This is a genomic window from Streptomyces sp. NBC_00525 (genome assembly GCF_036346595.1).
GTDB lineage: Bacteria > Actinomycetota > Actinomycetes > Streptomycetales > Streptomycetaceae > Streptomyces.
Genome location: NZ_CP107834.1, coordinates 2118532 through 2142559 on the forward strand (window position 1 = coordinate 2118532; position 24028 = coordinate 2142559).

The window sequence follows — 24028 nt, forward strand, 5'->3', positions numbered from 1 at the left end:
GAAGGCTCCATGGCCCCTTACCAGCCCTCTGCCGACTGGCAGTTCGAGGTCCCCACCACCGGCGCCAAGCGGCTCCCGCCCGCCGCCCGGTACGTCGAGTCGCTGACCCACCAGGGGTACGGGTTCGAGGCGGCCATCGCCGACCTAGTCGACAACTCCATCGACGCGGGCGCCCGCAACGTCGTCGTCAGCCTGCTGCGGGACGACGACCGGCTGGTCAGCCTGCTCGTCATAGACGACGGCTGCGGCATGGACGACGCGGCGCTGGACACCGCGATGACAGTGGGCGGCCGGCAGGGCTACGGGGAGGCCGCGCTGGGCCACTTCGGCGCGGGGCTCAAGGCGGCCTCCCTGTCGCACGCCGGATCGCTCACCGTGATCAGCCGTACCAAGCGCAGCCCGTCCACCGGCCGGCGCTGGCTGACCGCCCGCGCCCAGGCGGACTTCAGCTGCGACATCGTGGACCCGGAGTACTGCCAGGACCTCGTCGACCGCTACGACGGCGTCATCCAGTGGCAGGGCACGATCGTGCGCTGGGACCGGGTCCGCGCCTTCGAGACCATCACCGCCGGGCAGACCGACCGCTATCTCAACGACGCGATCGAGAAGCTGGAGACCCATCTGGGCCTCTACCTCCACCGCTTCCTGGCCCGCGACGGCTTCAACATCGACATCGTCGTGGAGGACGTACGGACCAGGGAGGAGCTGGACCACCGGGGCGTCGAGCCGATCGACCCGTTCGGCTACCGGGTGCCCGGCCGGGCCGGCTACCCCCGTACGTACTCCGCGCCGGTCGAGGGCGTCGGCGAGGTCGCGCTGAGCGCGCACATCTGGCCGCCGAAGTCCCCGCTGGTCAGCTTCCGGGGCATCGGACCGCTCGCCGAGCGCCAGGGCTTCTACATCTACCGCAACGACCGCCTCGTCCAGGCGGGCGGCTGGAACGGCACCCGCAGCCCGGAGGGCCACCTCGCGCTCGCCCGGATCGCCGTCGACCTGCCGCCCGGCCCGAACGACGTCTTCAACCTCACCGTGAAGAAGGACGGCGTGACCGTCACCCCCGCGTTCGCGCGCGGCCTGGAGCGGGCCGCGGACGGCTCGGGCCACACCTTCGCCGCGTACGTCCAGGAGGCGGCGCTCACGTACCGGGAGGCGGCCCGGCGCGCCACCGAGCCGCAGCGCAAGGCGGTCCTGCCGGCGGGCAAGGGGATGGACCCGAAGCTGCGGCGCACGCTGCGCGACGAGCTGCCGGAGCTGGAGGGCGAGGACCCGATCGCGTTCCGCTGGGACAGCCTGCCGCCGGACGTCTTCTTCGAGCTGGACCGCGAGCACCGGGAGGTCCGGCTCAACCGCGAGTACCGGCAGGTGCTGAACGGCGGCCGGCGCGGCGGGCTGAACGACGCGCCGGTGATCAAGAGCATGCTCTATCTGATGGTCAACGAGATCTTCCAGAAGGAACGGGTCCGGGCCGTCCACACCGACAACGTGGCGCTGTGGAACAGCGTCCTGGTCACGGCGGCGCGCTGCGAGATGGAGCGCTGACCCCCGCTTCCTCCCCCCTTCCCCCGTCCTGGCCGCCCCCCGTTCCCGCGCCGATCCGAGAGAGCCGCCCGTCATGACCGACCACCTGTTCACCCTGCACGGCGATGTGCTGGCCGCGATGCGCCGGGGGCCCAGGCCCTTCGCGAAGCTGGCCTTCGCGCTCTCGGAGGACGAGGAGCCCGCCGACACCACGCTCTCCCTCTTCCTGGACCGCGTGCTGGCCGCCGATCCGGGGGACGGGCTGATCGCGCTGTGGCACCGCACCCTGACCGCCTGGGACCTGGCCGAGCAGGCCGACTGGTCCCAGGCGCCGCCCCGTACGGACGCGCGCCGCGCGGACGCGTACGACCGGCTGGGCTTCGCCGCCGGCCTCCGCAAGGCGCTGGACAGCGCCGTCCCGGTGTTCAAGGAGCCCGGACCGGCCGTCATCAGCAAGGAGTTCACCTCCTGGTACTCGCGGGACACGGCCGCCGCGCGCTCGTTCTACTGGAACGCCTACGAGCGGCTGCTGCGCGCCAAGGGCTGGCCGGACGCGGCGGTCTCCGGCCTCGACGAGGCGAGCCACGCCGTGGTCGAGCGCCTCTCCGACCCGACCCGACCCGAGGCGTACGGCGCGCGCGGGCTGGTCGTGGGCTACGTCCAGTCGGGCAAGACCGCCAACTTCACCGGGGTCACCGCGAAGGCCATCGACGCCGGATACCGCCTGGTCATCGTCCTCGGCGGCACGCTGAACCTGCTGCGGGGCCAGACCCAGCGCCGGCTCGACATGGAGCTGATCGGCCAGGAGAACATCCTGCGCGGGGCGGACCCGGCCGACCCGGACGCCCTGGTCGGCATCGACTACCAGGAGGACGCGGACTGGCCGGAGAAGTTCGTCAGCCACGGCGGCCGGCCCTCCGCCCTGGGCGCCTTCGACATCGAACGCCTCACCACCCGCGACAAGGACTACAAGAGCCTGCTCAACGGCATCCGCGCCCTCGAATTCGAGAAGCAGTCCCGCACCGAGCCGCTGTACGCCCCGGCCAACCTGCACCACGCGGCGGCCCGGATCATGGTCGTGAAGAAGAACAAGTCCGTCCTGGACAAGCTGATCAACGACCTGAAGAAGATCGGCCCGATCCTCTCCGAGATCCCCGCGCTGATCATCGACGACGAGTCGGACCAGGCGTCGGTCAACACGACGGACCCGAAGAAGTGGGAGGAGGGCAAGGTCACCCGTACGGCCATCAACGGCCAGATCTCCCAGCTGCTCGGCCTGCTGCCGCGCGCCCAGTACGTCGGCTACACCGCGACCCCGTTCGCCAACGTCTTCATCGACCCGGGCGACAGCGCGGACATCTTCCCGCGCGACTTCCTGATCTCGCTGCCCCGCCCGTCCGGCTACATGGGCGTCCAGGACTTCCACGACCTCGACACGGACGAGGGCACCGCCGAGGAGACGCACATCCGCGGCATCTACGAGGACACCGGCGACCGCCTCCAGGAGGCCCTCGACGCGTTCGTCCTCACGGGCGCGCTCAAGCTGTACCGCGCGGACCGGGGCGTGCCGGAGGGGCCGTTCCGCCACCACACGATGCTCGTCCACGAATCGGTGCGCATGGCCGAGCACACGGCCCTGGCCCTGCGCATCAGCACCCTGTGGCACCAGGCCGGCTACACGGGCCGCGCGGGCCACGACCGGCTGGCCGCGCTCTTCGCCGCCGACTTCCACCGCTTCGCCGACGCGGAGCTGCCCACGCCGGACTCGTACGAGGAGCTGCGGGCGTACGTCTCGCGGGCCCGCCAGCTCATCAACGCCGGCGGCACCCCCGTCCTGGTCGTCAACGGCGACACCGAGCGCGACTACGACCAGCCCGACCTCGACTTCGAGCGCACCCCGCACGTGTGGAAGATCCTGGTCGGCGGCACCAAGCTGTCGCGGGGCTTCACGGTCGAGGGCCTGACGGTCACGTACTACCGCCGCACCACCCAGCAGGCCGACACCCTGATGCAGATGGGCCGCTGGTTCGGCTTCCGCCCCGGCTACCGCGACCTGGTCCGCCTCTACATCGGCCGCGAGGAACCCCTCGGCAAGACGAAGACGATCGACCTGTACGAGGCCTTCGAGGCCATCTGCCGCGACGAAGAAACGTTCCGGACCCAGCTGACCCGCTACGCCACCCTGGTGGACGGCAAACCCCAGGTCACCCCGGCGCAGATCCCCCCGCTGGTCTCCCAGCACCTGTCCTGGATCAAGCCCTCGGCCCGCAACAAGATGTTCAACGCCGAACTGGTCGAGATCCGCTCCCCGGGCCAGTGGGTCGAACCGACGGCGTACCCGGTGGAGCCTGCAGAACTCCGGGCGAACGCGGAGGCGTGGGGGGTGGCGCTGGGGGCGCTGGGCCCCGACCTCGTCACCCTGCGCTGCGCCGCCGCCGGGCGCGACGACAGCTATCGGGCGCGCATCGGCACGATCGGCCACGGCACGCTGCTCGGCATCCTGTGCGAGCTGAAATGGTCGGCCCCCGACCAGTTCTCGCCGCATCTGCAGTCCCTGGTCTCCGCGGGTGAGGCGGGCGACGGCATCGACGACTGGTTGGTGATCGCCCCGCAGCAGACGTCGGACCGGCGGGTCGAGGCGACCCTCCTCGGGCACGGACCGCTCTCGCCGGCCCGCCGTACCCGGCGCCGCGGGGACCTCTTCGGAGCGATCAGCGAGCCGAAGCACCGCGGGGTCGCCCTGCGGGTCGCCGGTGCGCTGGAGGACTCCGGCGACCCCTTCGTCGAATCGTTGGTCCGCGAGCGGCGAGGCGTCGTGGTCCTCTACCCGTTGACCGAGTCGGAGCCGAATCCCGGTCCGGACGGCGCGCTCGACGCCGGGAAGGTCGTCATGGCCTTCTGTCTGGTCGCCCCGGCCTCGGCGAGCGCGGGCCGGCGCAACCTCGTGCGCTTCCGCACCATCGATTCGAGCAAGAGCGATTCCGTCGTCATCGACCGCGAAGAGGGCCTGGCGTAGGAGACTTGGTCGTGATGAGTACCGCCAGACCCTCCTCCCCGGCCGTGTCCGCCCGCATGAGTCGCCAGGCGAGCCGCGACACCGCACCGGAGGTGGCGGTCCGCAAGCTGCTGCACGCGTCCGGCTACCGGTACCGCCTCAACGAGCGGGTGCCCCACATGTCCCGGCGCACGATCGACATCGCCTTCACTCGGGCCAAGGTGGCGGTGTTCCTGGACGGATGCTTCTGGCACGGCTGTCCCGAGCACGCGACGCAACCGAAGTCCAACGCCGAGTGGTGGCGGCAGAAGCTCGATCGCAACATGGCGCGGGACGCCGAGACCACGGCGCATCTGGTCGCCGAGGGGTGGACGGTCCTCCGCTTCTGGGAACACCAGGCGCCGGCCGCTGTCGCCGAGAAGGTCGCGGAGACGGTCGATCGCGAGAGGTCCACCAGGGGAACGCGACGAGGGGACGGCGACGCGTGAGCGACCTGCGGTTCGTGGATGTGTGCGCGGGGGCCGGTGGGCTGGCCCTCGGTCTGGAGCGCGCCGGGTTCGATCCGGCACTGCTGCTGGACAGGAAGACGGTGGCCTGCGAGACGCTCGCGCTGAACCGGCCGCTCTGGAAGGTCCTGGAGATGGACCTGCTGGACTTCGTGCCGGACGAGCACCCGCACACGTACGACGTCGACCTGCTGTCCGCCGGCCTCCCCCGTCTGCGGTCGAGCGCGACGGTCGCCCGGGCGGAGACGGACGAGGAGGAGCGACTTCTCCGGGCCGCGGTGCTCCTCGCCCACTCGATCCAGCCGCGCGCGGTGATCCTGGAGAACGTGCCGGGGCTGGTCGACGCCGGTGCCTTCGAGCCGCTGCGGGAATTCGTCCGCGAGGAGCTGGAGCACCTGGGCTACCGCCTTCACTGGTTCGTCGTGAACGCGGCGGACTTCGGTGTGCCCCAGGACCGGAAACAGGGAGTTCTCGTCGCGCTCAAGGAACGGTACTTCGACCGCTTCCGGCCGCCGGAGCCCACGGTGAAGGAGCATGTGCCGGTGGGCACGGCGCTGCGGGACTCCATGGCGGCACGAGGGTGGACCGGCGCCGACGCCTGGGCGGCCAGGGCGGTGTCCGTGGCACCGACGCTGGTCGGCGGCTCCGACAACCGAGGGGGCGCGGATCTGGGCCCTACGGGCACGAAGGCCGCGTGGGCGCGGATGGGGGTCAACGGCGGGGCCTTGGCCGACGAGGTGCCCGGGCCCGAGAACGACGCCGACCAGGGCCTGATCAAGCTCACGGTCGCACAGGCGGCGCTGCTGCAGGGTTTCCCGGAGGAGTGGCGCTTCGCGGGCCGGAAGACCGCGCGGTACCGCCAGATCGGGCATGCGTCGCCGCCGGCGGTGGGCGAGGCACTGGGCGCGGCGGTCGCGGAGGCGCTGCGGACCCGATCACTTGGCGAATGACCAGCAATTTGGCCGGATACACTGGCGTATCATGACCCACCCACGCCATCCGTCACTCTCCGCCGCGAGATTTCGGATCGTTGATCTTTTCGCGGGGCCCGGCGGTCTCGATATCGCCGCCGCGATCATGGACGACGTGGAAAGCATCGGCGTCGAGTGGGACGAGGCAACCTGCACAACACGCCGGGCTGCCGGCCTGTGGACCACCGAGGTCACGGATGTCGCTGCTCTCGATCCTTGCGACGACGAGGTCGTTTGCGCCAACGTCCTCACCGGCGGGCCCCCGTGCCAGTCGTTCTCGGTCGCCGGCAACCGGGAGGGTCACAAGGCACTGGAGGACGTGAAGCGGCTCGCCGACTGCTTGGTCCTCCCCCACACTCTCCGATCCTTCGAGAAGGCGTGGAAGGCAGTCAAGCGCGAGACCGACGCCATGTCCGACAACCGCACCGGCTTCGTGCTCCAGCCGTTGCGTTGGATCATGGAGGCCAAGCTCAAGCGCGGGGAGCCCTACGAGGTAGTGGTCCTGGAGCAGGTCCCCACCGTGCTGCCGGTGTGGAAGCACTACGCCGAGCTCCTGAGAAGCATCGGTTACGCCGCCGAGGCCCATGTGCTGCACGCCGAGGACTTCGGCGTACCGCAGACCCGACGGCGTGCCGTGCTGATCGCACAGTTGGACAAGGAGAACACGGAGCGGCGCGTCTACTTCCCCGAGCCGACTCATCAGCGGTACCGCAAGGGCGTCGAACGCCTGCGGCCCGCGGCGCACGAGGACCCGGCCGCCGATCCGCAGGACGGCGCCCTGTTCACGACGCCGAGGAACACCAGGCAGCCGTGGGTGTCGGCCGGTGACGCCCTGGCCGCCACGCGCCCCCGCGACTTCGTCCTGGTCTCCAACTACGGCTCCGGAGGCGACCCGAAGAACCGGGGGCGCCGTACCTCCGAGGAGCCGGCCGCGACGATCACCGGCAAGTTCCGCCGCAACCGGCTCTTCCTGCTGAAGGAGAACGAGGCGGGCGAGAAGGAGATGGGCGAGGAGCTGGAGCGGCTCTCACCCGAAGAGGGCGGACTGCTCCAGTCCTTCCCGGCCCGCTATCCGTGGCGGTCCACCGATGTGGCCCAACAGATCGGCAACGCCATCCCGCCGCGCCTCTCCCTGCACATCCTGAGCGCCGCGCTGCTGCGCGAGCCGCCGAAGGACGAGTGGTTCACCCAACTCGCGGAGTGGGCGCCGGAGGACCGGTCCGAAGACTCCTGACACAGGCCTCCGGGCCGCCCGGTCACTCCGTCTCGTCGCCCTCGGCCTTCTTCCCCCGTACCGGAGCGCCTGCGAAGAGTTCCGCGAAGTGCTCGGCGAGGACGGCGACGGAGGCTTCCGGGGCCCGCTCCTCGTCCGGTCCTTCCGGGAGCGCTCTGCGTGGCACCGCCGGCGCCCACTCACCGCCCTCGATCCACCGCGCCGTCGCCCGGCCGTCCCGTTCGACGTCCGGTGCGATGACGTCGTACATGAGCGTGGCGGCAGACGCGTTGACCGCCTGCGCCAGTGCGTTGATCTCCCGGCCGGTGCGGACGGTGGCGCTGTCGATCAGCTTCACCAGTGCCTGTGCCGTGGGCCGGTGGTCGATGACGGCGAGCCGCAGGGCCGTGTTGAGCATGTCCTGGTGGGCACAGACCGTGGCGACCGGTCCGTAGTCGGAGCCGTTGCGGAACAGCTCGGCCGCCCACCACAGCCGGGCGAATGCCTGGGTGTACGAGGCGCCGCGAAACCGTGTCGCCGCGGCCTTCGGCACATCCCGCTCCTTGCGGGGTTCCGTCGTGTGCCGCCACACCACGTAGTCGGGGGCGACCCCCAGTGCCAGGTAGTTCCACAGCCTGCGGTCGGCCGCCTCCCGGCGGGTGAGCCGCAGGGTCGCGTGGAGACGAGGGGCCAACCACGCGTCGGCGGCGGTCACCTTCTCGTCCCGGAAGGCGTGCATGGCGTCGTCCACCAGGTCGCGGACCGGTTGGAGGGCTCCTCGCGCCTCCTCCCGCGGCAGGGGCTCGGTGACCTTGTTGAGCGCGATGGCGGGAACGTCCTCCTTCCCGGTGAGCAGCCCCTCGGTGATGTAGCGGGCGGCGTTCAGGTCCGCGAGGAGCGCGAGGCGCTCGGGAAGGTGGCTGGGTCTGTCGGTCACGCGTCGGTCCCCCGGTCGAGTCGGTCGAGGCCGCGAATGGTCGCCGTCAGGGCCTTCGGTACTTCCGCCCGGCGTGTCGCGGCGTAGTGGATGCGCGGCTGGAGATCGGTCCATCCCGACGCGCCGGTCCGGCGGCCGTGGACCTCGCGGAGCGCGTCCCCGAGCGGCCGGTCGGGAACGACGTCCGGGAGCATTTCCCGCAGCACCTCGCCCCGCCAGTCCTGCGGGAAGAGCGGGGTGCCGTCGTCCTCGACCTCCAGGTCCCCGATGGCCGTGTGGAACACGGCCGTCCACACGTCCGTGCACATCTGGGCGATCAGGAGGTCGCGGACCAGACTCTCGACCGCCGTGCCGGTGCCGTCGACCAGTTCCGTGACACCCTCGAAATCGGTGTTCACATGGACGGTGGGCACCTCGCCGGAGGTATCTACGGTCCACGGCACGTCGGCGAAGGGCCGCAGCCACTCGGGGCCCTCGCGGAACCCGACCTCGGACACGTCGAGTTCCCTCTCGCGCAGCGGGGCATCGGACTTCATGTCGACGATCCAGTCCTTCGCGGACTCGGCGATCATGCGTCCCCGCACTCCGTCGACCGCGGCGACCACGTGTGCGGTCATCGTCGCGCGGTCGAGGTGGTCCGCCCGCCACAGATCGACGTGGCCGGCCCACTCACGACCGCCCTCGGCGAGCGGCTCCAGACAGACGGTGGTCCGGGTGTTGGTGGCGCCCTCCGTGACCACGACCGCGACCGACACGTCGGACCAGGGGCCGTCGGGGTCGGTGGCGCGGCCGGGAACGACGACCGCGAGCGACAGCCTGGCCCGCTCCCAGTCGTCCCGTTCGGCCAGCCCCAGGGCCACCACCTGCTCGATGGTGGAGAACGTCTTCGTGTCGAGCGGTTCACGGGCTTCGCCGGGGCCCCGCAGTTCCACGCCCGTGACCCGCAGCGCCACCGTGCCGGGCAGCCGCTGGTACGGATAGCCCCTCATGCCTGGCCCCCCTTGTCGGTTCCGAGTTCCACGACGAGGCCGGTGTACACGGCCTTCACCGGGTGTGTGGCGACATCGGTCGTACCCCTGAACGTCGCCTTGCGGGCTCCCGGCGCGAAGTGCAGGGAGCCGTCCACCACTTCGCAGTTGTGTACGCCCGCGAGCTGCGCCCACTCCAGGACGGGGCGCGGTCCGGAGCGCACGTCGAGTTTTGCCACGGGGGTCGGTCGGGCGCCGTCTCCGCCGGCGGGGATCTTCACCTCCCCGGTGACGCACCACGCGCCGTTCTCGTCGACGAAGGCGTCCAGTTCCTCCAGCGTCGGCAGTGCCGAGGGCCCGGCGGGGCGGGGCGCCCGCTTGCCACCCAAGGTGAGCTTCTTGCGCAGCCGGGCGGAGCCGCCCGCACGCTTCGCCTTGGGGACGGCGACGAGGTCGCGCACGGCCTTGTTCGTCTCGGTGGTGAGCTTGGCGATCTGGCGGTACGCGGAGGGCGAGTACAGCATCCGCAGCTCCTCCGTCTGCCCCCACTTGTTGTGCTCGGGCGGCTCGGAGGCGCGGAGGAATGCCTCGGCCTCGTCCGCGCCCGGCGCGTCCTCCCCGGCGGCGTGACCCGTGAGCAGTACGGCGTGGAAGGGGTTGGTGCCGACGGCGAGGTCCCCCACGCGGGCTTCCCGTACGGCCATGCGGTTGCCCCGCATCGTGACCACGTGGTTGTGCTTGCCGACGTCGTCCGCATCGGTGACGAGGACAACGGCCCGGTGCTCGACTTTCTCCTTCCTTCCCCCGAGAGCGGGGACCCCGAGCGTCACCTCGGCCCTGGCCACCTGCCCCGAGGCGGTGAGCCGCTCCACGGTCGTCCCGTCGAAGAACGCCCGCAGCGCGCGGGTGCGTGCGGGCTGCTCGATGCCGGGGTCGACCCGCTCCTCCGCGAAGATCTCCGCACCGTTGCGAAGCGTTCTGACCGATGCCTCCAGCAGCGGTCGTCGTGTCTGCCCCGCGGTCATCGCGGCCCAGAAGTTCCGGCCGAGGGCTTGGACGAGACGCTTGTGCATCCGTTGCACGCTGTCGTCGTCCTCGACCCCGTTCCGCTCCGCCTCGGGGTCGACGAGGCTGGCCACGTCGTGGGCGCCGACGATCAGGAACGACGTACCCGGCTCGTCGCTCTCCCGCGTGAGGTGGAGGCGCTCGACCCGCTCCTCGTCGGCCCACCACGACCGGGCGACGTCCGTGCTGTCAGCGTCCGGGTCGGGGCGGCCGAACCAGGCCGGTCCGGCCCAGTGGTGGCCGTCGACTTCGCGCCAGGGAAGGTCCAGCCGGCCGATGAGACGCCGCTCCGTGCGTCCCTCGTGTGGCTCGGAGAGGGTGGAGTTGATGAGGACGAGGCCGAGACGGCTCGTCGCCCAGAGCGTCGCCTTGCCGAGGCCGTACGAGCCGCCCGCGCCGCTTCCCGTCTTGTGACTGTCGAGTTGGCGACGCACCACGGCCGCGAAACGGCCGTTCTCGTAGTCGTCGCCGGTCAGCCCGGAGGCGTTGTAGTCGTCGACGCGCAGGAGCACCAGCCGGTCGCGGTCGTACATGTCGCTCAGACCGGCGGCGATGACCCGGCCGACCTTCTGCTGCTGGGCCGCCGCCGCCTGGTAGTGCGGGAGGAGGTCGTCCCAGCGGATCTCCTCGCGGAACCGGGCCAGGGTCTCGCCCGTCAATTCGTGGAGCGTGTAGCGCACTCGGACCGGCTGGTTGCGGTCGAGCCGTTCGTCGAGACTGTTCTGCGTGGCCTCGCGGGCGAGGACCTCGACGTCTGCCTCGAAGGCGAAGGCGGCGGCGTTGCCGAAGTCACGCCCTCCGTCGGCGTATCCGGGCCGGTGGTACCAGGTGACGGGAAGCCCGGACAGCGTGTCCGCGGTGCGGGTGTGAATCGTGCCGAGGTCGGTGCCGAGGGCCTCGGCGATCTTGGCGATGGTCTCCGTACGCGGTGTCGCCCGGCCGGTGATCCAGGCCGACACCGCGGCTCGCGTCATCCCGATGCGCTCGCCGAGGTCGGCCTGGCTCATGCCCACCTGCTTCAGCTGTCGGGCGAGCCAGGGCCCGAACTCCATGCCGCTGTCCAACGTCACCACTCCTCGGCTGCGCGCGTGACCAGGGGACCACCGTACCCCAAATTTGACACCGCCCGAGGAGCGATAACGGGATTTGACGCACCCGGAAGGCAGTCGGAATGTTCACCCTTTCCCCTGACCCAATTGCACGGAGACATCCCCGTTCAACCACCTTCATTCACCTTCGAGCCTATTGTCCGAACAGTCCGAATCAACCTCCCGGCGGCCCGCTTCGAGCTTCCGAGAACCACGTCCGAAGCCTCTTGAACAGACCCGTCCGAGCAGCTAAGGTCGGTACCGGAGAGCTCTTACCAGGGCTCGGGAGGCACGCTTTTCCAGGTGCTCCATTTGTCGTGCCCGGACGCCACCCACGCGTCTGATCACGGGTTTTCTACAGGGCGAGAACCCCTTGACCGCATCCACGAAATGCGCTTCTCTTCTCTCACTCGCCCATCCGAAACGCCGTTCTCACCGGACAAAATTATTCGCTTGCTGAATTCGCGTACACACATGCATTCAGCCCTCTGCACGTGCGCCACCGTCATTGCCGATCCCGGCACCGTTCACCCGCGCCATTTCATGAGAGCAGGGGGCTCCAGCCACCCATGAGTTCCAGCGATTACGACCCGGACGAAGAATTCGGGCTCGTCGACCAGTACGACTCCTTCGAGGACCCGTGGTTGCGGTCGGAGTTCCTCGACGCCATCGGCAGGACCCGTCCCTGCATCGACGCTCTCCGCGCCCGTCGGGACGCCGCCCGGACGGAGGACACCCCCGGCCCGGTGCCCCCGCGTCGTCGCAGGCCCGGCAGCCGCCGGGCGGCCCCGACGCGTCCCCGTAACCGGACCGACCTGCGGTACCCGTACCGGCGCCGTCTCCCCCGCACCGTCGTGCTCGTCATCGTCATCGGCGGGCTGGACTGAACCCGGCGTCCGGTCCGGCGTCCACACCTATCGTTGAGTACGTCGGCCGGCCGCACCCCCGCTGCGGCCGGCCCCCGCTCCCCCCACGTCCATCCCACTGCCATGAAACGGGAACACCTTGAACCACAGCGACGTGACGGGTACTTCGGGAGCCTCGCCCGTCATTCGGAAGATCCTCGAACAGTCGGCGCGTGTTCTGGAGACGTATCGCGTCGACCCCGGGCTGATCCTGGAGCACGCCAATGGCGAGCGCAGGATCACTCAGGGCGGTTATGGCGACCGGCAACTGTTCGAGCTCGTGCAGAACGCGGCGGACGAGATCGCCGCGGAACCGGGCGGCAAGGTGCACGTCGTCCTCACCGGCACCCATCTCTACTGCGCCAACGAGGGCACAGCGGTCACGCCCGAGGGCGCCGAGACCATCCTCCGCATGAGTGTGTCGAGGAAGCGCGGCGGTCAGATCGGGCGCTTCGGTGTCGGTGTGAAGTCGATCCTGGCCGTGACGGACACACCCCAGTTCTTCAGCGCCTCGGGGGCGTTCGGCTTCGACCGGGCCTGGTCGTACGAGGAGATCCGGAAGGCGCGGGGCGCGGCCCCCGACGAGGACTTCGAGGCGCCCGTCCTGCGCATGGCGCGACCGCTGGACGCCGAGAAGGAGCGGCTCGCGGACCCCGTCCTGAACGGCCTGCTCGGCTGGGCCACCACGGTGGTCCGCCTCCCGCTGCTGCCCGGAGCCGCCGATCGCCTCGGCAAGGACATCCACGACACCGGGAACAAGGGCCAGGGCGGCCGTGAGTTCCCCGCCGGGTTCCAGTTGTTCTCCCACCACGTCGGGACCGTGATCCTGGAGGACACGCGGTCGATGCCGCCGATCCGCCGTGAGATCACCGTCGACCACGACGGCTTCCGGCACACCATTCACGAGGCGCGGACCGGCCGGCCCAGGTCCAGCTCCGCCTGGAAGGTGTTCTCGTACGCCCACCAGCCCTCCCGGACCGCACGGGCGAGCGCCGGCGAGATGCACGACCGGGGCACCATCGACATCTCCTGGGCCGTCCCCGAGTACACGGGCGACACCGTGCTCAGCACCCCGCGCGGCCGGGGCGAGTTCTGGTCGTTCTTCCCCACCAAGTACCCGATGACGCTGCGGGGGGCGCTCAACGGCGCCTGGAAGACGAATGAGGACCGACAGAACCTCCTGGACTCCAGTCCGTTCAACCAGGAGATCATTCAGGTCGCCGCCCGCCTCGTCGTCGAATCCCTGCCGCATCTGGCGCCCGCGCAGGACCCGGCCGCGTACCTCCCGCTGCTCCCCGGTCGCACCAAGGAATCGGAGACCCTGAACTGGGCGGACAAGTACCTGACGGAGCAGATCTGGAAGCTCGCCGCGGAGCATCCGTCCCTTCCCGACCAGGACGGCGTGCTGCGGGTTCCCCGTGACATCCGCGTGCATCCGGCCCCGCACAACAAGATGCCGATCAAGCAGGAATGGCTCCGGATGTGGAGCGCCTGCCCCGGCCGGCCCGCGAACTGGATCCACCCCTCGGTGGAGGCCGCCGAGTTCCGCGCCGGCAAGGTCGGGCACATCCTGGACGAGGCCGGGCTGCGCCGCGCGACCGTGCGCGATTGGCTGGAGGCGCTGGTGGTCGGGGAGACGGTGGAGGCGTCCGCCGTCGCGATCCGCATCCTGGCCGCCATGGTCCGCGAGGCCTCCCCGTTCGCGGCCGAGGCCCGCACGGCGCGCATCGTGCTGACCGAGGAGAGCGGGCTGGTGGCACCCGTCGTGGGCAAGGTCTTCCGCCGCACGGTGCGGGACGGGCTGCGCGACGGAACGACATACATCGACCCGAGGCTCTCGGAGGACGAGTCCCTCATCCACGACCTCAACGAGATCGGCATCCGCGAGGCGGACCCCCGGGGCCGCTTCATCGGGGTGCTGGAACAGGGCCTAGACCACTACGGGCCGCAGGACTGGAACCGCTTCTGGGAGCTGTTCCACAGCGCGGGCGGCAGCCGGGTCGGCGGCGAGGTGACGGCTCGGGTGCCCGACCCGTCGGACACCCTGTTCGTGCGGACCGCGGACGGGCGGTTCCACCGGATGCGGGAGTGTCTGCTGCCGGGCCCGGTCGTGCCGGGCGACGGCTCCAGGGACGCGTCGGTCGCCGTGGACCCGTCCTTCCACTCGGACGACCTGCGCGTGCTGCGCGAGTTCGGCATGCGGGACCGCCCCACGCACGGGCACAGGCCGTCCGACGAGTCGTGGTTCGAGGACTACCGGGCCGCGATGTACGACAGCTACTGCAAGACGCTGAGCAGTGACGCCCCACGCCCTCAGCCTTCCCGGATCAAGCTGGAGGGCTCCCCCGTCGGTGGCCCCCTCCACCTGCTGGAACTGCTCTCGGACGAGGGCCGCGCGGCCTTCGTCAAGGCGCTGCCCGACGACAGTGTCATCGACACCTGGACCCTTCGGGTCGGTGTCCAGGCATCGACCCGCAAGGTGATCTACTCGCCGCTGCGCTGGATGCTGCACCGATACGGACGTGTGTCCACCTCACAGGGCATCGTGCCGCTCGCGAGTGCCGTCGGCCCCCAACTGCACGCGTACGCGGATGTGCTGCCCGTCGCCGACATCAGCGCGGAGAAGGCCCGCAAGCTGCACCTTCCCGTGGTCGTGGACGAGGTTCCGGCCACCCAGTGGGACCGCCTTCTCGAACAGCTCCTCACCAGCGAGGACGACGCCTTCGTCGGGCGCACCTATGTGATGCTGACCCGACTCGGAGTGGAGTTCCCGGACCAGCTCACCCGCTGCCGGGTGGGCGCGGAGTGGGGCACCCGCGAGGACGGCGAGATCGCCGTCGCCGCGACCGAGGCCGAGTACCGCGCGCTGCGTGCCGAACAGATCCCGGCGCTGTTCGCGGGGAGTGCCGAGGACGCCGAACTGCTGGTCGGCACCTGGGGGATGCTGCGGCATGCCGACGTCATCAGCAAGGAGATCCGTCATGTCGCGGTCGGCGAGGCCGTCCTCCTGAAGGACGAGTTCCCGACGCTTCGCCAACGCCTGGGCTCCACCGTGAACGACCAGCTCCTTCTGCGCTGCTCGGAGCTGGAGGAGGTGCTGCGTACGCCCCGGGGGTCCGCCACCACCCCGCTCGACAGCGCGGTGCAGGGCACGACCGTCCTGGTGCCGGACTCCCTGGACCGTCTCGCGACCCTGGTCGCCGTCGATCGCGAACTGCGCTGGGGGCTCAAGGAGTCCGGGTGCCGGGCCGTTCTCGAGGCGCAGGCCCGACAGGAGGCCGATCAGGAGTTGCAGACGACCCTGCGACGCGTCCGCGAGGCGAGCGGTGTGGACGAGAAGCTGGAGCTGTTGATCGGCGCGACGGCGTTGCGCGCCGGTCTCCCGCCCGGCCTGCTGGAGAGCGAGCCGCCGGAGCCAGGGGGCGGTGAGCCGTCCCCGCGTCGCATCGCGCGTCTGGCGTACGACGCGCACGGCGACGGGGTGCTCCAGATGCACGTCAGGGATCTGCAGGCGGCCTACCCGACCCATGCCCCCTCCGGCTTCACCGGGTCGTCCGCGGCCGTGAAGTTCGTCTCGGAGCTCGGCTTCCCCGCCTCCTTCGCCGGTGCGCGCACCCCGTCGTTGCCGCCCCGGATCGAGGTGCCGGGTCCGACGGAGTTCCCGCGTCTGCACGACTACCAGGAGCGGTTGGCGGCGAAGGTGTTCGCCATGCTCGATCGCTTCACCCCGCAGCGCGGGATGCTGTCGCTGCCCACCGGTGCGGGCAAGACACGGGTCGCGGCGGAGGCCGTCATCCGCTGGGTCAAGCAGATGGGCGAGCTGAGCGGCCCCATCCTGTGGATCGCCCAGACCGAGGAGCTGTGCGAGCAGGCCGTGCAGAGCTGGAGCTTCGTCTGGTCGAAGGTGGGGGCCGAGACCCCACTCACGATCAGCCGGCTGTGGACGACCAACGAGGCCGGGCCGGTCACCGATCGTCCGCACCTGGTCGTCGCCACCGACGCCAAGCTCCGCAACTGTCTGCACACCGGGACCTACGGCTGGCTGCGCGATGCCGCCCTGGTCATCGTCGACGAGGCGCACGTCGCCATCTCGCCGCAGTACACCGAGATCCTGGCGCACCTGGGGCTGACGGCACACGAGACGAAGCGTCATCTGCTCGGGCTCACCGCCACCCCGTTCCGCAACACCAACGACATCGAGACCAAGCGCCTCGTCCAGCGGTTCGGTGCCACCCGGCTCGACGACGGGGTCTTCCCGTCCGGGGACCCGTACGCGGAGCTGCAGGAACTGGGCATGCTGGCGAGGGTCGCGCACCGGGAGCTGCCCGGCGGCACCATCGAGCTGACCCAGGAGGAGAAGACACGCGCCGACCGGATGAGCCTGCTGTCGAAGGCCGCCGAGCAGCGCCTCGCCGACGACCAGGACCGCAACAAGCGCATCCTCGAAGAGATCCGCGCCATGCCTGACGACTGGCCCGTGCTCGTCTTCGCGACGTCCGTCGCGCACGCCAAACTCCTCGCGGCGAAGCTGAAGGGCCTGGGCATCACCGCCGCCTCGGTCGACTCGGCCACCTCCACGGGAGAGCGTCGGAACAGCATCGACGCCTTCCGACGCGGTCGGGTGCGGGTCCTGACGAACTACGGTGTCCTGACCCAGGGCTTCGACGCCCCGGCGACCAGGGCCGTCGTCATCACCCGACCCACGTACAGTCCGAACGTCTACCAGCAGATGATCGGCCGCGGCCTGCGCGGGCCCCGGAACGGTGGCGAGGAGGAGTGCCTGATCCTCAACGTCCGGGACAACATCACGAACTATGACAAGGCGCTCGCCTTCACCCGGTTCGAGCACCTGTGGAGCGCCAAGTGACCGACACCTACCTCGACAGCCCTCCCCTCACCCCGGAGCAGCGGGCCGTCGTCGAGCAGCCCTGGGACACCCGGCTCCTGGTGACGGCGGGCGCCGGCTCCGGCAAGACGCACACGCTCGTCCGCCGGCTCGACGCGCTCATGAGCGACGAGGAGGACGCGCTGGAGGCGCGCGAGATCCTGGTGCTCAGCTTCTCCAGGGCCGCCGTGCGGGAGCTGCGGGAACGGATCGCGCTCCATGCCCGCACGGCCCGCCGGGTCCGGGTGCAGACCTTCGACTCCTGGGCGTACGCCGTACTGCGCGCCGAGCAGCCCGACCGGGACTGGGGCGCGCTGCGCTTCGACGAGCGGATCGGTGAGGCCACGAAGGCGATCCTGCGGGGTGCCGTGGAGGAGAGCGAGCAGGGCGCCCCCGCCCATGTCGTGATCGACGAGGTCCAGGACCTGGTCGGTGATCGGCGCGACATGGTGGAGACGCTCCTCGACCGGTTCCAGGACGACTGCGGCTTCACCGCGGTCGGTGACGGGGCGCAGGCGATCTACGGCTTCCAGGTGTCCGACGAGGACGCGCGCGCCGCGGAGACGAACTACTTCTTCGACTGGCTGCGGGCCTCCTACCCGGACGATCTGGTGGAGCTCCACCTGTCCGGCAACTTCCGGGCGCGCACGCCGGAGGCGGGTCTCGCGCTGCCGCTGGGCGGCTCGCTCCAGCGACTGCCGTCCGAGACGTCGGCGGCGGCGGCCGCGGGCGAGGACCTCCATCGTCAGCTGACCGACCTTCTGCGCACCTGCCCGTCGTTCGGGGCCGTCGACGACGCCTTCACCATCGGCTCCCTGAGAGACTTCCGGGGAACGTGCGCGATCCTCTGCCGGGACAACCGGCAGGCCCTGGTGCTGTCGGAGACCCTGTTCGCCCGCGGTGTGCGCCACCGGCTCCAGCGGGACCTCCAGGACCGGCCGGTGCCGGCCTGGGTGGCCGCGGTGCTGCGCGGCACGGGCTCCACGACCCTGACGGAGGACCGCTTCCAGGAGCTGCTCCCCTCGGGGCCGCTCGCCCCGGTCGGGGACCGGACGAGGATCTGGCGGTCGCTGCGCGGCGCGGCGGGGGCGCCCAGGGGGCTGCTGGACGTGTCCGCCGTCCGGCGGGCGGTGGCGCAGGGCAGGTTCCCCGACGACCTGGCGGCGGTCGAACCGGCCGATCTCGTGGTGTCGACCGTGCACCGGGCCAAGGGGCTCGAATTCGACCGGGTGATCGTGGTCGAGCCCGCCTCGATGGCCGAGCTGCGCAAGCAGCACACCCACATCGACCCCGCCGCGGAGGCGCGGGCCCTCTATGTCGCGATGACGCGCCCCAGGGACGACCTGTTCCGCCTCGACGCGCCGGAGACCGCCCTGATCCGCAAGGACCGGCGCACCGGCCGGTTGTACCTCGGTGGTTGGAAGTCGTACCAGCGCCACGGCATCTCGGCCGCGGGCCCGGACGTCTCCCGCGAGCACCCGCCGGGCACCGACGGCTTCGAGCACGACGCCGGGGCGCTGCAGGAGTACCTGGCCGCGTCCGTCGCCGCCGGGGACGCGCTGGAACTCCGCCTGCAGCACGCGATGCCCCTGGCCTCGGACGAGAGCCCGCCGTACACGGTCTTCCACGGGGACCGTCCGATCGCCGTCGTCTCGGAGCGGTTCCGGCAGGACCTGTACACCTCGCTCAAGATCAACAAGACCTGGGACGTCACCTGGCCCACGCGCATCGAGGGCTTCCGCGTCGACTGTCTGGAGACCGTCGCGGGCAGCACGGCGTCCGGCGCCCGCGCGGGTCTCGGCGAGCACGGCCTGTGGATGGTCCCCCGGCTGTCCGGGCTGGGCCGGCACCGGTGGACCGACGCGCACACACACGAGGAGAACGACCGATGAGCAACGCGTCGAACCCGCACGCCGCGCACTACGCCGTACGGGAGGAACTCGTCGATCAGCTGCGCCGGGACCTCATGGGCCCCGGTGCCCCCGACGAGATCCTGACCCAGGACCCGCCGGTCACGGCGTACCCCGTCGGGGTGCTGTTCCCCCGGCCCGCGAACCGGGAGGCGGAGCAGGCTCGCAGCGACGACGAGGCGGAGACCGAAGGACTGGACGAGGCCCCGCTCCTGCGCGGAAGCCGGGACGTCGAGGAGTCGACCCCGGATCTCGGCACCGCCGGTACGGGGGACCGCCGCCCGTCGTCCATGGGGATCACCTTCGCCGTCGACCCCTCGGTCGCGTCGAGCATCGTCGTGCACACGGAGGCCGCGAGGTACGACCCGGTCGATCCCGAGGGGCGTGCCACCTCCGCCAAGCGGGCGGAGGCCCGCAGCACCTCGGACCAGCGGGAGCACTGGCGTCGGCGGGCCCTGGACTTGGAACCGGTGACGATCGATGTCACCGTCCCCGAGCAGCACCGGAAGTCCCTGGGCGAAGGCGCGGGCATCGAGGTCTTCGTACGTCCGCCGGTCGCCGGCACGGTCACGGTCACCGTCACCCTGGTCAACACCGAGACGGTGAGCGAGCGCGAACTCCAGGACGCGCACTGCCTCTACCAGCCCCGTCTCACCGTGACCACGACGACGGGGGCGCGGGCCTTCGTGGAGCGCCCCGCCGGCCGTCGCGCGAACGACCCCGAGGTGGCGACGAGCCGCCTGCTCCACCGGCACGCACCCACGTTCGCCATGGGTCACGGCTGCTCGGCGGAGTGGGACTGGACCCCTCCGGCCATCGGCACACCGGACCACGCGCCCGCCGCGATCACGGCCGTGCGCACCCAGTTCCTGCCGGCCCACGAGGTCCTGCTGACCGATTCGAACCCGGACATCGACGACTCCGCCCTCACCATGCACGGCCTGGCGACCCGCCCGGAGAACGAGGTCCTGGCCGCGCTGAACAACCTGATGGCCGACTACGCGCAGTGGATCGATCGCACGGAGAAGGAGGCGGCGGGCTTCCGGGACACGCCGTACGAGGCTCCCGCGCGGGAGCGGATCGAGCAGTGCCGCGCGGCCCACGTCCGCATGCGCCGGGGCATTCGGGTGCTCGGGGAGAACCCGGACGCGATGCGGGCCTTCCGGCTCGCCAATCGCGCCATGGCGCACCAGCGCGCCCGGAGCGAGTGGGTGCGGAACGGACGCGAGGGAGCACCCGACGAGACCGTCGGGCGGTGGCGGCCGTTCCAGATCTCCTTCGTGCTGCTCTGTCTGGAAGGCATCGTCGACCCGAACCACGAGGACCGGGCGGTGGCGGACCTGCTCTGGTTCCCCACCGGTGGTGGCAAGACCGAGGCGTACCTCGGCCTCATCGCGTTCACCACGTTCCTGCGCCGTCTGCGGCTGAAGGAGCGGGGCGCCGGCGTCACCGTACTCATGCGCTACACCCTGCGGCTGCTGACCCTTCAGCAGTTCGAGCGTGCCGCAGCCCTCATCTGCGCGATGGAACGTCTCCGGCTCGACAGCGAGGAGGCGCTCGGCACGGAGCCGATCTCGATCGGCATGTGGGTCGGCCAGTCCGCCACCCCCAACCGGCTCTCGGACGCGGAGAAGAGCCTGGTCGAGCTGCGCAAGGAGAAGGATCTCCAGGAACGCAACCCCGTACAGCTGCACGCCTGTCCCTGGTGCGGCACCCGTCTGGACGCCTATCAGTACGAGGTCGACGAGGACGCCAAGCGGATGCACGTCCGCTGCCCCGACGACTGGTGCGACTTCCGCGACGGCCTGCCGGTCCATCTCGTCGACGAGGCCGTCTACGACGCCCGGCCCACCCTGGTGATCGCCACCGTCGACAAGTTCGCGGCGATGCCGTGGCGGGTGCAGACCGCGGCCCTCTTCAACCGGGACCGCGCGGACGGCACCCCGCCCCCGGAACTGATCGTCCAGGACGAGTTGCACCTCATCTCGGGCCCGCTCGGAACGCTCACCGGCCTGTACGAGACCGCGGTGGACCTGCTGGCCGACAGCCCGAAGGTGATCGCGTCGACGGCCACGATCCGCCGTGCCTCGGACCAGGGGAGGATGCTCTTCGACCGCAAGGTGGCGCAGTTCCCCCCGGCCGGGATCGACTCGCGCGACTCCTGGTTCGCGGTGGAGACCCCGAGGGAACGGAAGGCGAGCAGGCTGTACGTGGGTCTCCTCACCCCGAGCACCAGCCAGTCGACCCTTCTCGTCCGCACCTACGCGAACCTGCTGCACCGGGCCGCGCTCGCCGAGGCCGACGACGGGGTGCGCGACGCGTACTGGACGCTCGTCGGCTACTTCAACAGCCTCCGACTGCTGGCCGCGGCCGAACTCCAGGTCCACGACGACGTCGACGCGCACCTCGGATACCTGGCGTCGCGCGGGGACCTCCCCGGGCGCAAGGTGCTGGAGCAGACCGAGTTGACGAGCCGGGCCAACTCCAGCGACATCCCGAAGCGGCTCAAGCAGTTGGAGCGGCGCCTGCCGCATCCGGACACCGTGGACGTCCTGCTGGCGACGAACATGATCTCGGTCGGGGTCGACGTGGACCGGCTCGGGCTGATGGCGGTGATGGGCCAGCCGCAGACCACCGCCGAGTACATCCAGGCGACCAGCCGCGTCGGGCGTCGCCATCCGGGTCTCGTCGCCGTGATGCTGAACTCCGCCCGGTCCCGCGACCGTTCCCACTACGAGAGCTTCCAGCACTTCCACTCCGCGCTGTACCGGGAGGTCGAGTCGACCAGCGTCACGCCCTTCTCGTCCCGCGCCCGTGAACGGGGGCTGCACGCGGTGGTCGTCGCCCTGGCGCGCATCCTCATCCCGGCTGCGGCACCCAACGACGGAGCCGGACACATCGAGGAGTTCCGTACGGAACTGGAGGAGGTCGTGCGCACGGCGCTCCTCGCGCGCGTGCAGTCGGTCGCTCCGGACGAGTACCGGGCGACGGCAGACGCCTTCGACGAGTTCGTGGCGTGGTGGGCGGCGGAGGCCCTGGCCAACGGCGGTCTCCTGTACGAACCCAAACGCGGCAACCGGACCCCGTCCCTGTTGAGCGCGTTCGACAGCGAGGACGAGAGCGCATGGCCCACCCTGTGGAGCCTGCGTGACGTCGACGCCGAATCCGCCCTGTTCATGGAGGCATCCCGATGACCCCGCCCCCGCCCCCCGCCCGCCGTCGCCGCGCCGGCGCACCCGAGCGCAGCTACCCGCGACGTGGCTCGGTGCGACGTGCCCAGATGATCACCACCTACGGGGTGGGCTCGATGATCGCCGTCGACAACGAGTCGTTCATGGTGAGCGGCATCGACTCGTGGAACATGACCGACGCGCCGACCGTCCACGAACACCGGCTCGCCCGTGTCCTCGGCGTGAAGTCCTTCCGCCTCCCGCCGGCGTCCGACGACACCAGCAAGGACGGAGTCCACGTCCGCCGTTTCCCCCTGTGGCACTCGTGCCCCGGCTGCAATGCCCTCCAGCACGTCGGGCAGTTCAACTCCCCGCCGGGAAAGAACGAATGCGGCGACTGCCACGAGGAACTGGTGCCCTCGCGCTTCGTCATGGCCTGTCCCAAGGGACACATCGAGGACTTCCCGTACTGGAAGTGGGCGCACCGCAACAATCGTCAGGACGGCGGCGCCGGACTGTGCGGCGGTGAGCTGCGGCTGCGTACCAGTGGCAAGACCGCGTCGCTCAGGTCGATCCTCATCTCCTGCACCTGCGGAATCCCCGAGGTGTCCATGGAGGGCGCGTTCCGTCGCACGGCTCTGTCGGACCTGAAGGTCTACTGCAACGGTCGCCGCCCCTGGCTGGGGAACGCGCCCGCCGAGCACTGCGGGGAGAAGCCGCGCACGCTCCAGCGCGGTTCGTCCGTCGCCTGGCAGCCCATCGTGCGGACGGCCCTGTCCATCCCCCCGTGGAGCGACGGACACGCCGCCCGCCTGGGGGCGTACTGGGACGACCTCCGCACGATGAAGGACAACCCCAGCGAGATGGCTGGGTTCCTGAAGGCCCTGACGCTCCAGGAGGACTACGAGTTCTCCCTCGACAAGGTCATGGCCCTCCTGGAGGCGGAGAACCACGAGGACGACGCGTCGGAGGAGGACAAGGGCGTCGACAGCGCGTACGTCGCTCTGCGCAAGCAGGAGTACGAGCGGCTGGTCGCGGGCAGGCCGGAGGGCGAGACGGACCACGAGGACCAGTTCGTCTGCGAGCCGCCCCGCTCCTCCGAAGCGATCCTGACCCCCTACGGGGTGACGGGGCCGATGCTGGTCAAGCGACTGCGGGAAGTGCGCGCCCTGAAGGCGTTCTCCCGCGTCGACACACCGGAGACACACACCGACGTCCACGAGGCGGCACTGTCGCTCGCCCCGATGGACTGGCTCCCGGCCATGGAGGTCCAGGGCGAGGGCGTCTTCCTGCGCCTGGACGAACAGCGCCTCGACGACTGGGCGCGCAGTGCCGCCGTGGCCGCCCGTGCCGACCGCATCCGCGCCAACCATGTCCGGATGCTGCGCGAGCGCGCCCAGGACCCCGCGAACGTGCCCGACTCCCCGGCGGACGCCCGCATGGTGCTCCTGCACACGCTGGCCCACGCGCTGATCAACGAGTGGAGCCTGGACGGCGGTTACCCGGCGGCCTCCCTCCGGGAGCGGTTGTACGCGGACGATTCGATGGCCGGACTCCTCATCTGCACGGCCACCAGCGACTCCGCCGGAAGCCTCGGCGGCCTGGTCGCGCAGGGGGAGCCCGACCGGCTGGAACCCGCCCTGCACTCGGCTCTGCGTCGCGCCCAGTGGTGCTCGGCCGATCCCCTGTGCGTGGAGTCCACCGGCAGCGGTGTGGGCGGCATCAATCTGGCCGCCTGCCACGCGTGCGTGCTCCTGCCGGAGACCAGTTGCGAGCACAACAACGGCCTGTTGGACCGCGCTCTGCTGATCGGCACGCCGGAGGACCCGTCCATAGGGTTCTTCCACGAGGCACTGCGCTGAGCCGACCGGGGCCGCCCTGCGAACGGGGCGGCCCC

General features: G+C 70.7%; 13 protein-coding genes. 10 read left to right on the forward strand and 3 right to left on the reverse strand.

What is annotated here, in order from left to right; genetic code table 11:
* Window positions 1-9 precede the first annotated feature (9 nt).
* The 5 genes from OG710_RS09365 (at window position 10) to OG710_RS09385 (ending at window position 7224) form a co-directional block, all read left to right on the forward strand.
* On the forward strand, window positions 10-1539 hold the full coding sequence (locus OG710_RS09365; RefSeq protein WP_330238903.1) for an ATP-binding protein: 1530 nt from the start codon (window positions 10-12) through the stop codon (window positions 1537-1539).
* A gap of 73 nt (window positions 1540-1612) precedes the next feature.
* The gene (locus tag OG710_RS09370; RefSeq protein ID WP_330238904.1) at window positions 1613-4534 is read left to right on the forward strand and encodes a Z1 domain-containing protein; all 2922 of its coding nucleotides are present in this window, start codon (window positions 1613-1615) and stop codon (window positions 4532-4534) included.
* Window positions 4535-4548: 14 nt separating this feature from the next.
* Window positions 4549-5001: a very short patch repair endonuclease gene (locus OG710_RS09375; RefSeq protein ID WP_330238905.1), complete on the forward strand. Its 453-nt coding sequence runs from the start codon at window positions 4549-4551 to the stop codon at window positions 4999-5001.
* Window positions 4998-5969: a DNA cytosine methyltransferase gene (locus OG710_RS09380; protein WP_330238906.1), complete on the forward strand. Its 972-nt coding sequence runs from the start codon at window positions 4998-5000 to the stop codon at window positions 5967-5969. Before OG710_RS09375 ends, OG710_RS09380 begins: the two co-directional genes overlap by 4 nt.
* Before the next feature lie 31 nt (window positions 5970-6000).
* Window positions 6001-7224, forward strand: a complete 1224-nt coding sequence (locus tag OG710_RS09385; RefSeq protein ID WP_330238907.1) for a DNA cytosine methyltransferase — start codon at window positions 6001-6003, stop codon at window positions 7222-7224.
* Between the two features lie 22 nt (window positions 7225-7246).
* Here OG710_RS09385 and OG710_RS09390 read toward each other — a convergent pair whose 3' ends face one another.
* The 3 genes from OG710_RS09390 to OG710_RS09400 are packed head-to-tail and all read right to left on the reverse strand — an operon-like array spanning window position 7247 to window position 11225.
* A complete protein-coding gene (locus OG710_RS09390; protein WP_330238908.1) occupies window positions 7247-8140 on the reverse strand; it encodes a DUF6339 family protein in 894 nt (297 codons plus the stop codon).
* On the reverse strand, window positions 8137-9129 hold the full coding sequence (locus OG710_RS09395; RefSeq protein ID WP_330238909.1) for a hypothetical protein: 993 nt from the start codon (window positions 9127-9129) through the stop codon (window positions 8137-8139). Before OG710_RS09395 ends, OG710_RS09390 begins: the two co-directional genes overlap by 4 nt.
* Complete coding sequence (locus OG710_RS09400; RefSeq protein ID WP_330242201.1) at window positions 9126-11225, reverse strand: helix-turn-helix domain-containing protein; 2100 nt, start codon at window positions 11223-11225, stop codon at window positions 9126-9128. Before OG710_RS09400 ends, OG710_RS09395 begins: the two co-directional genes overlap by 4 nt.
* A 605-nt stretch (window positions 11226-11830) precedes the next feature.
* Here OG710_RS09400 and OG710_RS09405 point away from each other — a divergent pair.
* The 5 genes from OG710_RS09405 to OG710_RS09425 all read left to right on the forward strand — a co-directional run bounded on the left by OG710_RS09405 (window position 11831) and on the right by OG710_RS09425 (window position 23993).
* Complete coding sequence (locus tag OG710_RS09405; protein ID WP_330238910.1) at window positions 11831-12148, forward strand: hypothetical protein; 318 nt, start codon at window positions 11831-11833, stop codon at window positions 12146-12148.
* A 118-nt stretch (window positions 12149-12266) separates the two neighbouring features.
* Window positions 12267-17033 carry a DEAD/DEAH box helicase gene (locus OG710_RS09410; RefSeq protein WP_330238911.1) on the forward strand — a complete coding sequence of 1589 codons (4767 nt, stop codon included), beginning with the start codon at window positions 12267-12269 and terminating at the stop codon, window positions 17031-17033.
* Window positions 17030-18943 (forward strand): UvrD-helicase domain-containing protein, encoded by a 1914-nt coding sequence (locus tag OG710_RS09415; RefSeq protein ID WP_330238912.1) that lies wholly within the window; start codon window positions 17030-17032, stop codon window positions 18941-18943. The genes OG710_RS09410 and OG710_RS09415 overlap by 4 nt, the downstream gene beginning before the upstream one ends.
* The gene (locus OG710_RS09420; protein WP_330238913.1) at window positions 18940-22155 is read left to right on the forward strand and encodes a helicase-related protein; all 3216 of its coding nucleotides are present in this window, start codon (window positions 18940-18942) and stop codon (window positions 22153-22155) included. The genes OG710_RS09415 and OG710_RS09420 overlap by 4 nt, the downstream gene beginning before the upstream one ends.
* Complete coding sequence (locus OG710_RS09425; RefSeq protein WP_330238914.1) at window positions 22152-23993, forward strand: DUF1998 domain-containing protein; 1842 nt, start codon at window positions 22152-22154, stop codon at window positions 23991-23993. Before OG710_RS09420 ends, OG710_RS09425 begins: the two co-directional genes overlap by 4 nt.
* Window positions 23994-24028: the final 35 nt, after the last annotated feature.

Coding starts and splice junctions, on each gene's coding strand:
- OG710_RS09385 (WP_330238907.1), top strand. CDS start 6,001: ATGACCCACCCACGCCATCCGTCACTCTCCGCCGCGAGATTTCGGATC.
- OG710_RS09365 (WP_330238903.1), top strand. CDS start 10: ATGGCCCCTTACCAGCCCTCTGCCGACTGGCAGTTCGAGGTCCCCACC.
- OG710_RS09375 (WP_330238905.1), top strand. CDS start 4,549: ATGAGTACCGCCAGACCCTCCTCCCCGGCCGTGTCCGCCCGCATGAGT.
- OG710_RS09400 (WP_330242201.1), bottom strand. CDS start 11,225: ATGGAGTTCGGGCCCTGGCTCGCCCGACAGCTGAAGCAGGTGGGCATG.
- OG710_RS09425 (WP_330238914.1), top strand. CDS start 22,152: ATGACCCCGCCCCCGCCCCCCGCCCGCCGTCGCCGCGCCGGCGCACCC.
- OG710_RS09395 (WP_330238909.1), bottom strand. CDS start 9,129: ATGAGGGGCTATCCGTACCAGCGGCTGCCCGGCACGGTGGCGCTGCGG.
- OG710_RS09405 (WP_330238910.1), top strand. CDS start 11,831: ATGAGTTCCAGCGATTACGACCCGGACGAAGAATTCGGGCTCGTCGAC.
- OG710_RS09370 (WP_330238904.1), top strand. CDS start 1,613: ATGACCGACCACCTGTTCACCCTGCACGGCGATGTGCTGGCCGCGATG.
- OG710_RS09420 (WP_330238913.1), top strand. CDS start 18,940: ATGAGCAACGCGTCGAACCCGCACGCCGCGCACTACGCCGTACGGGAG.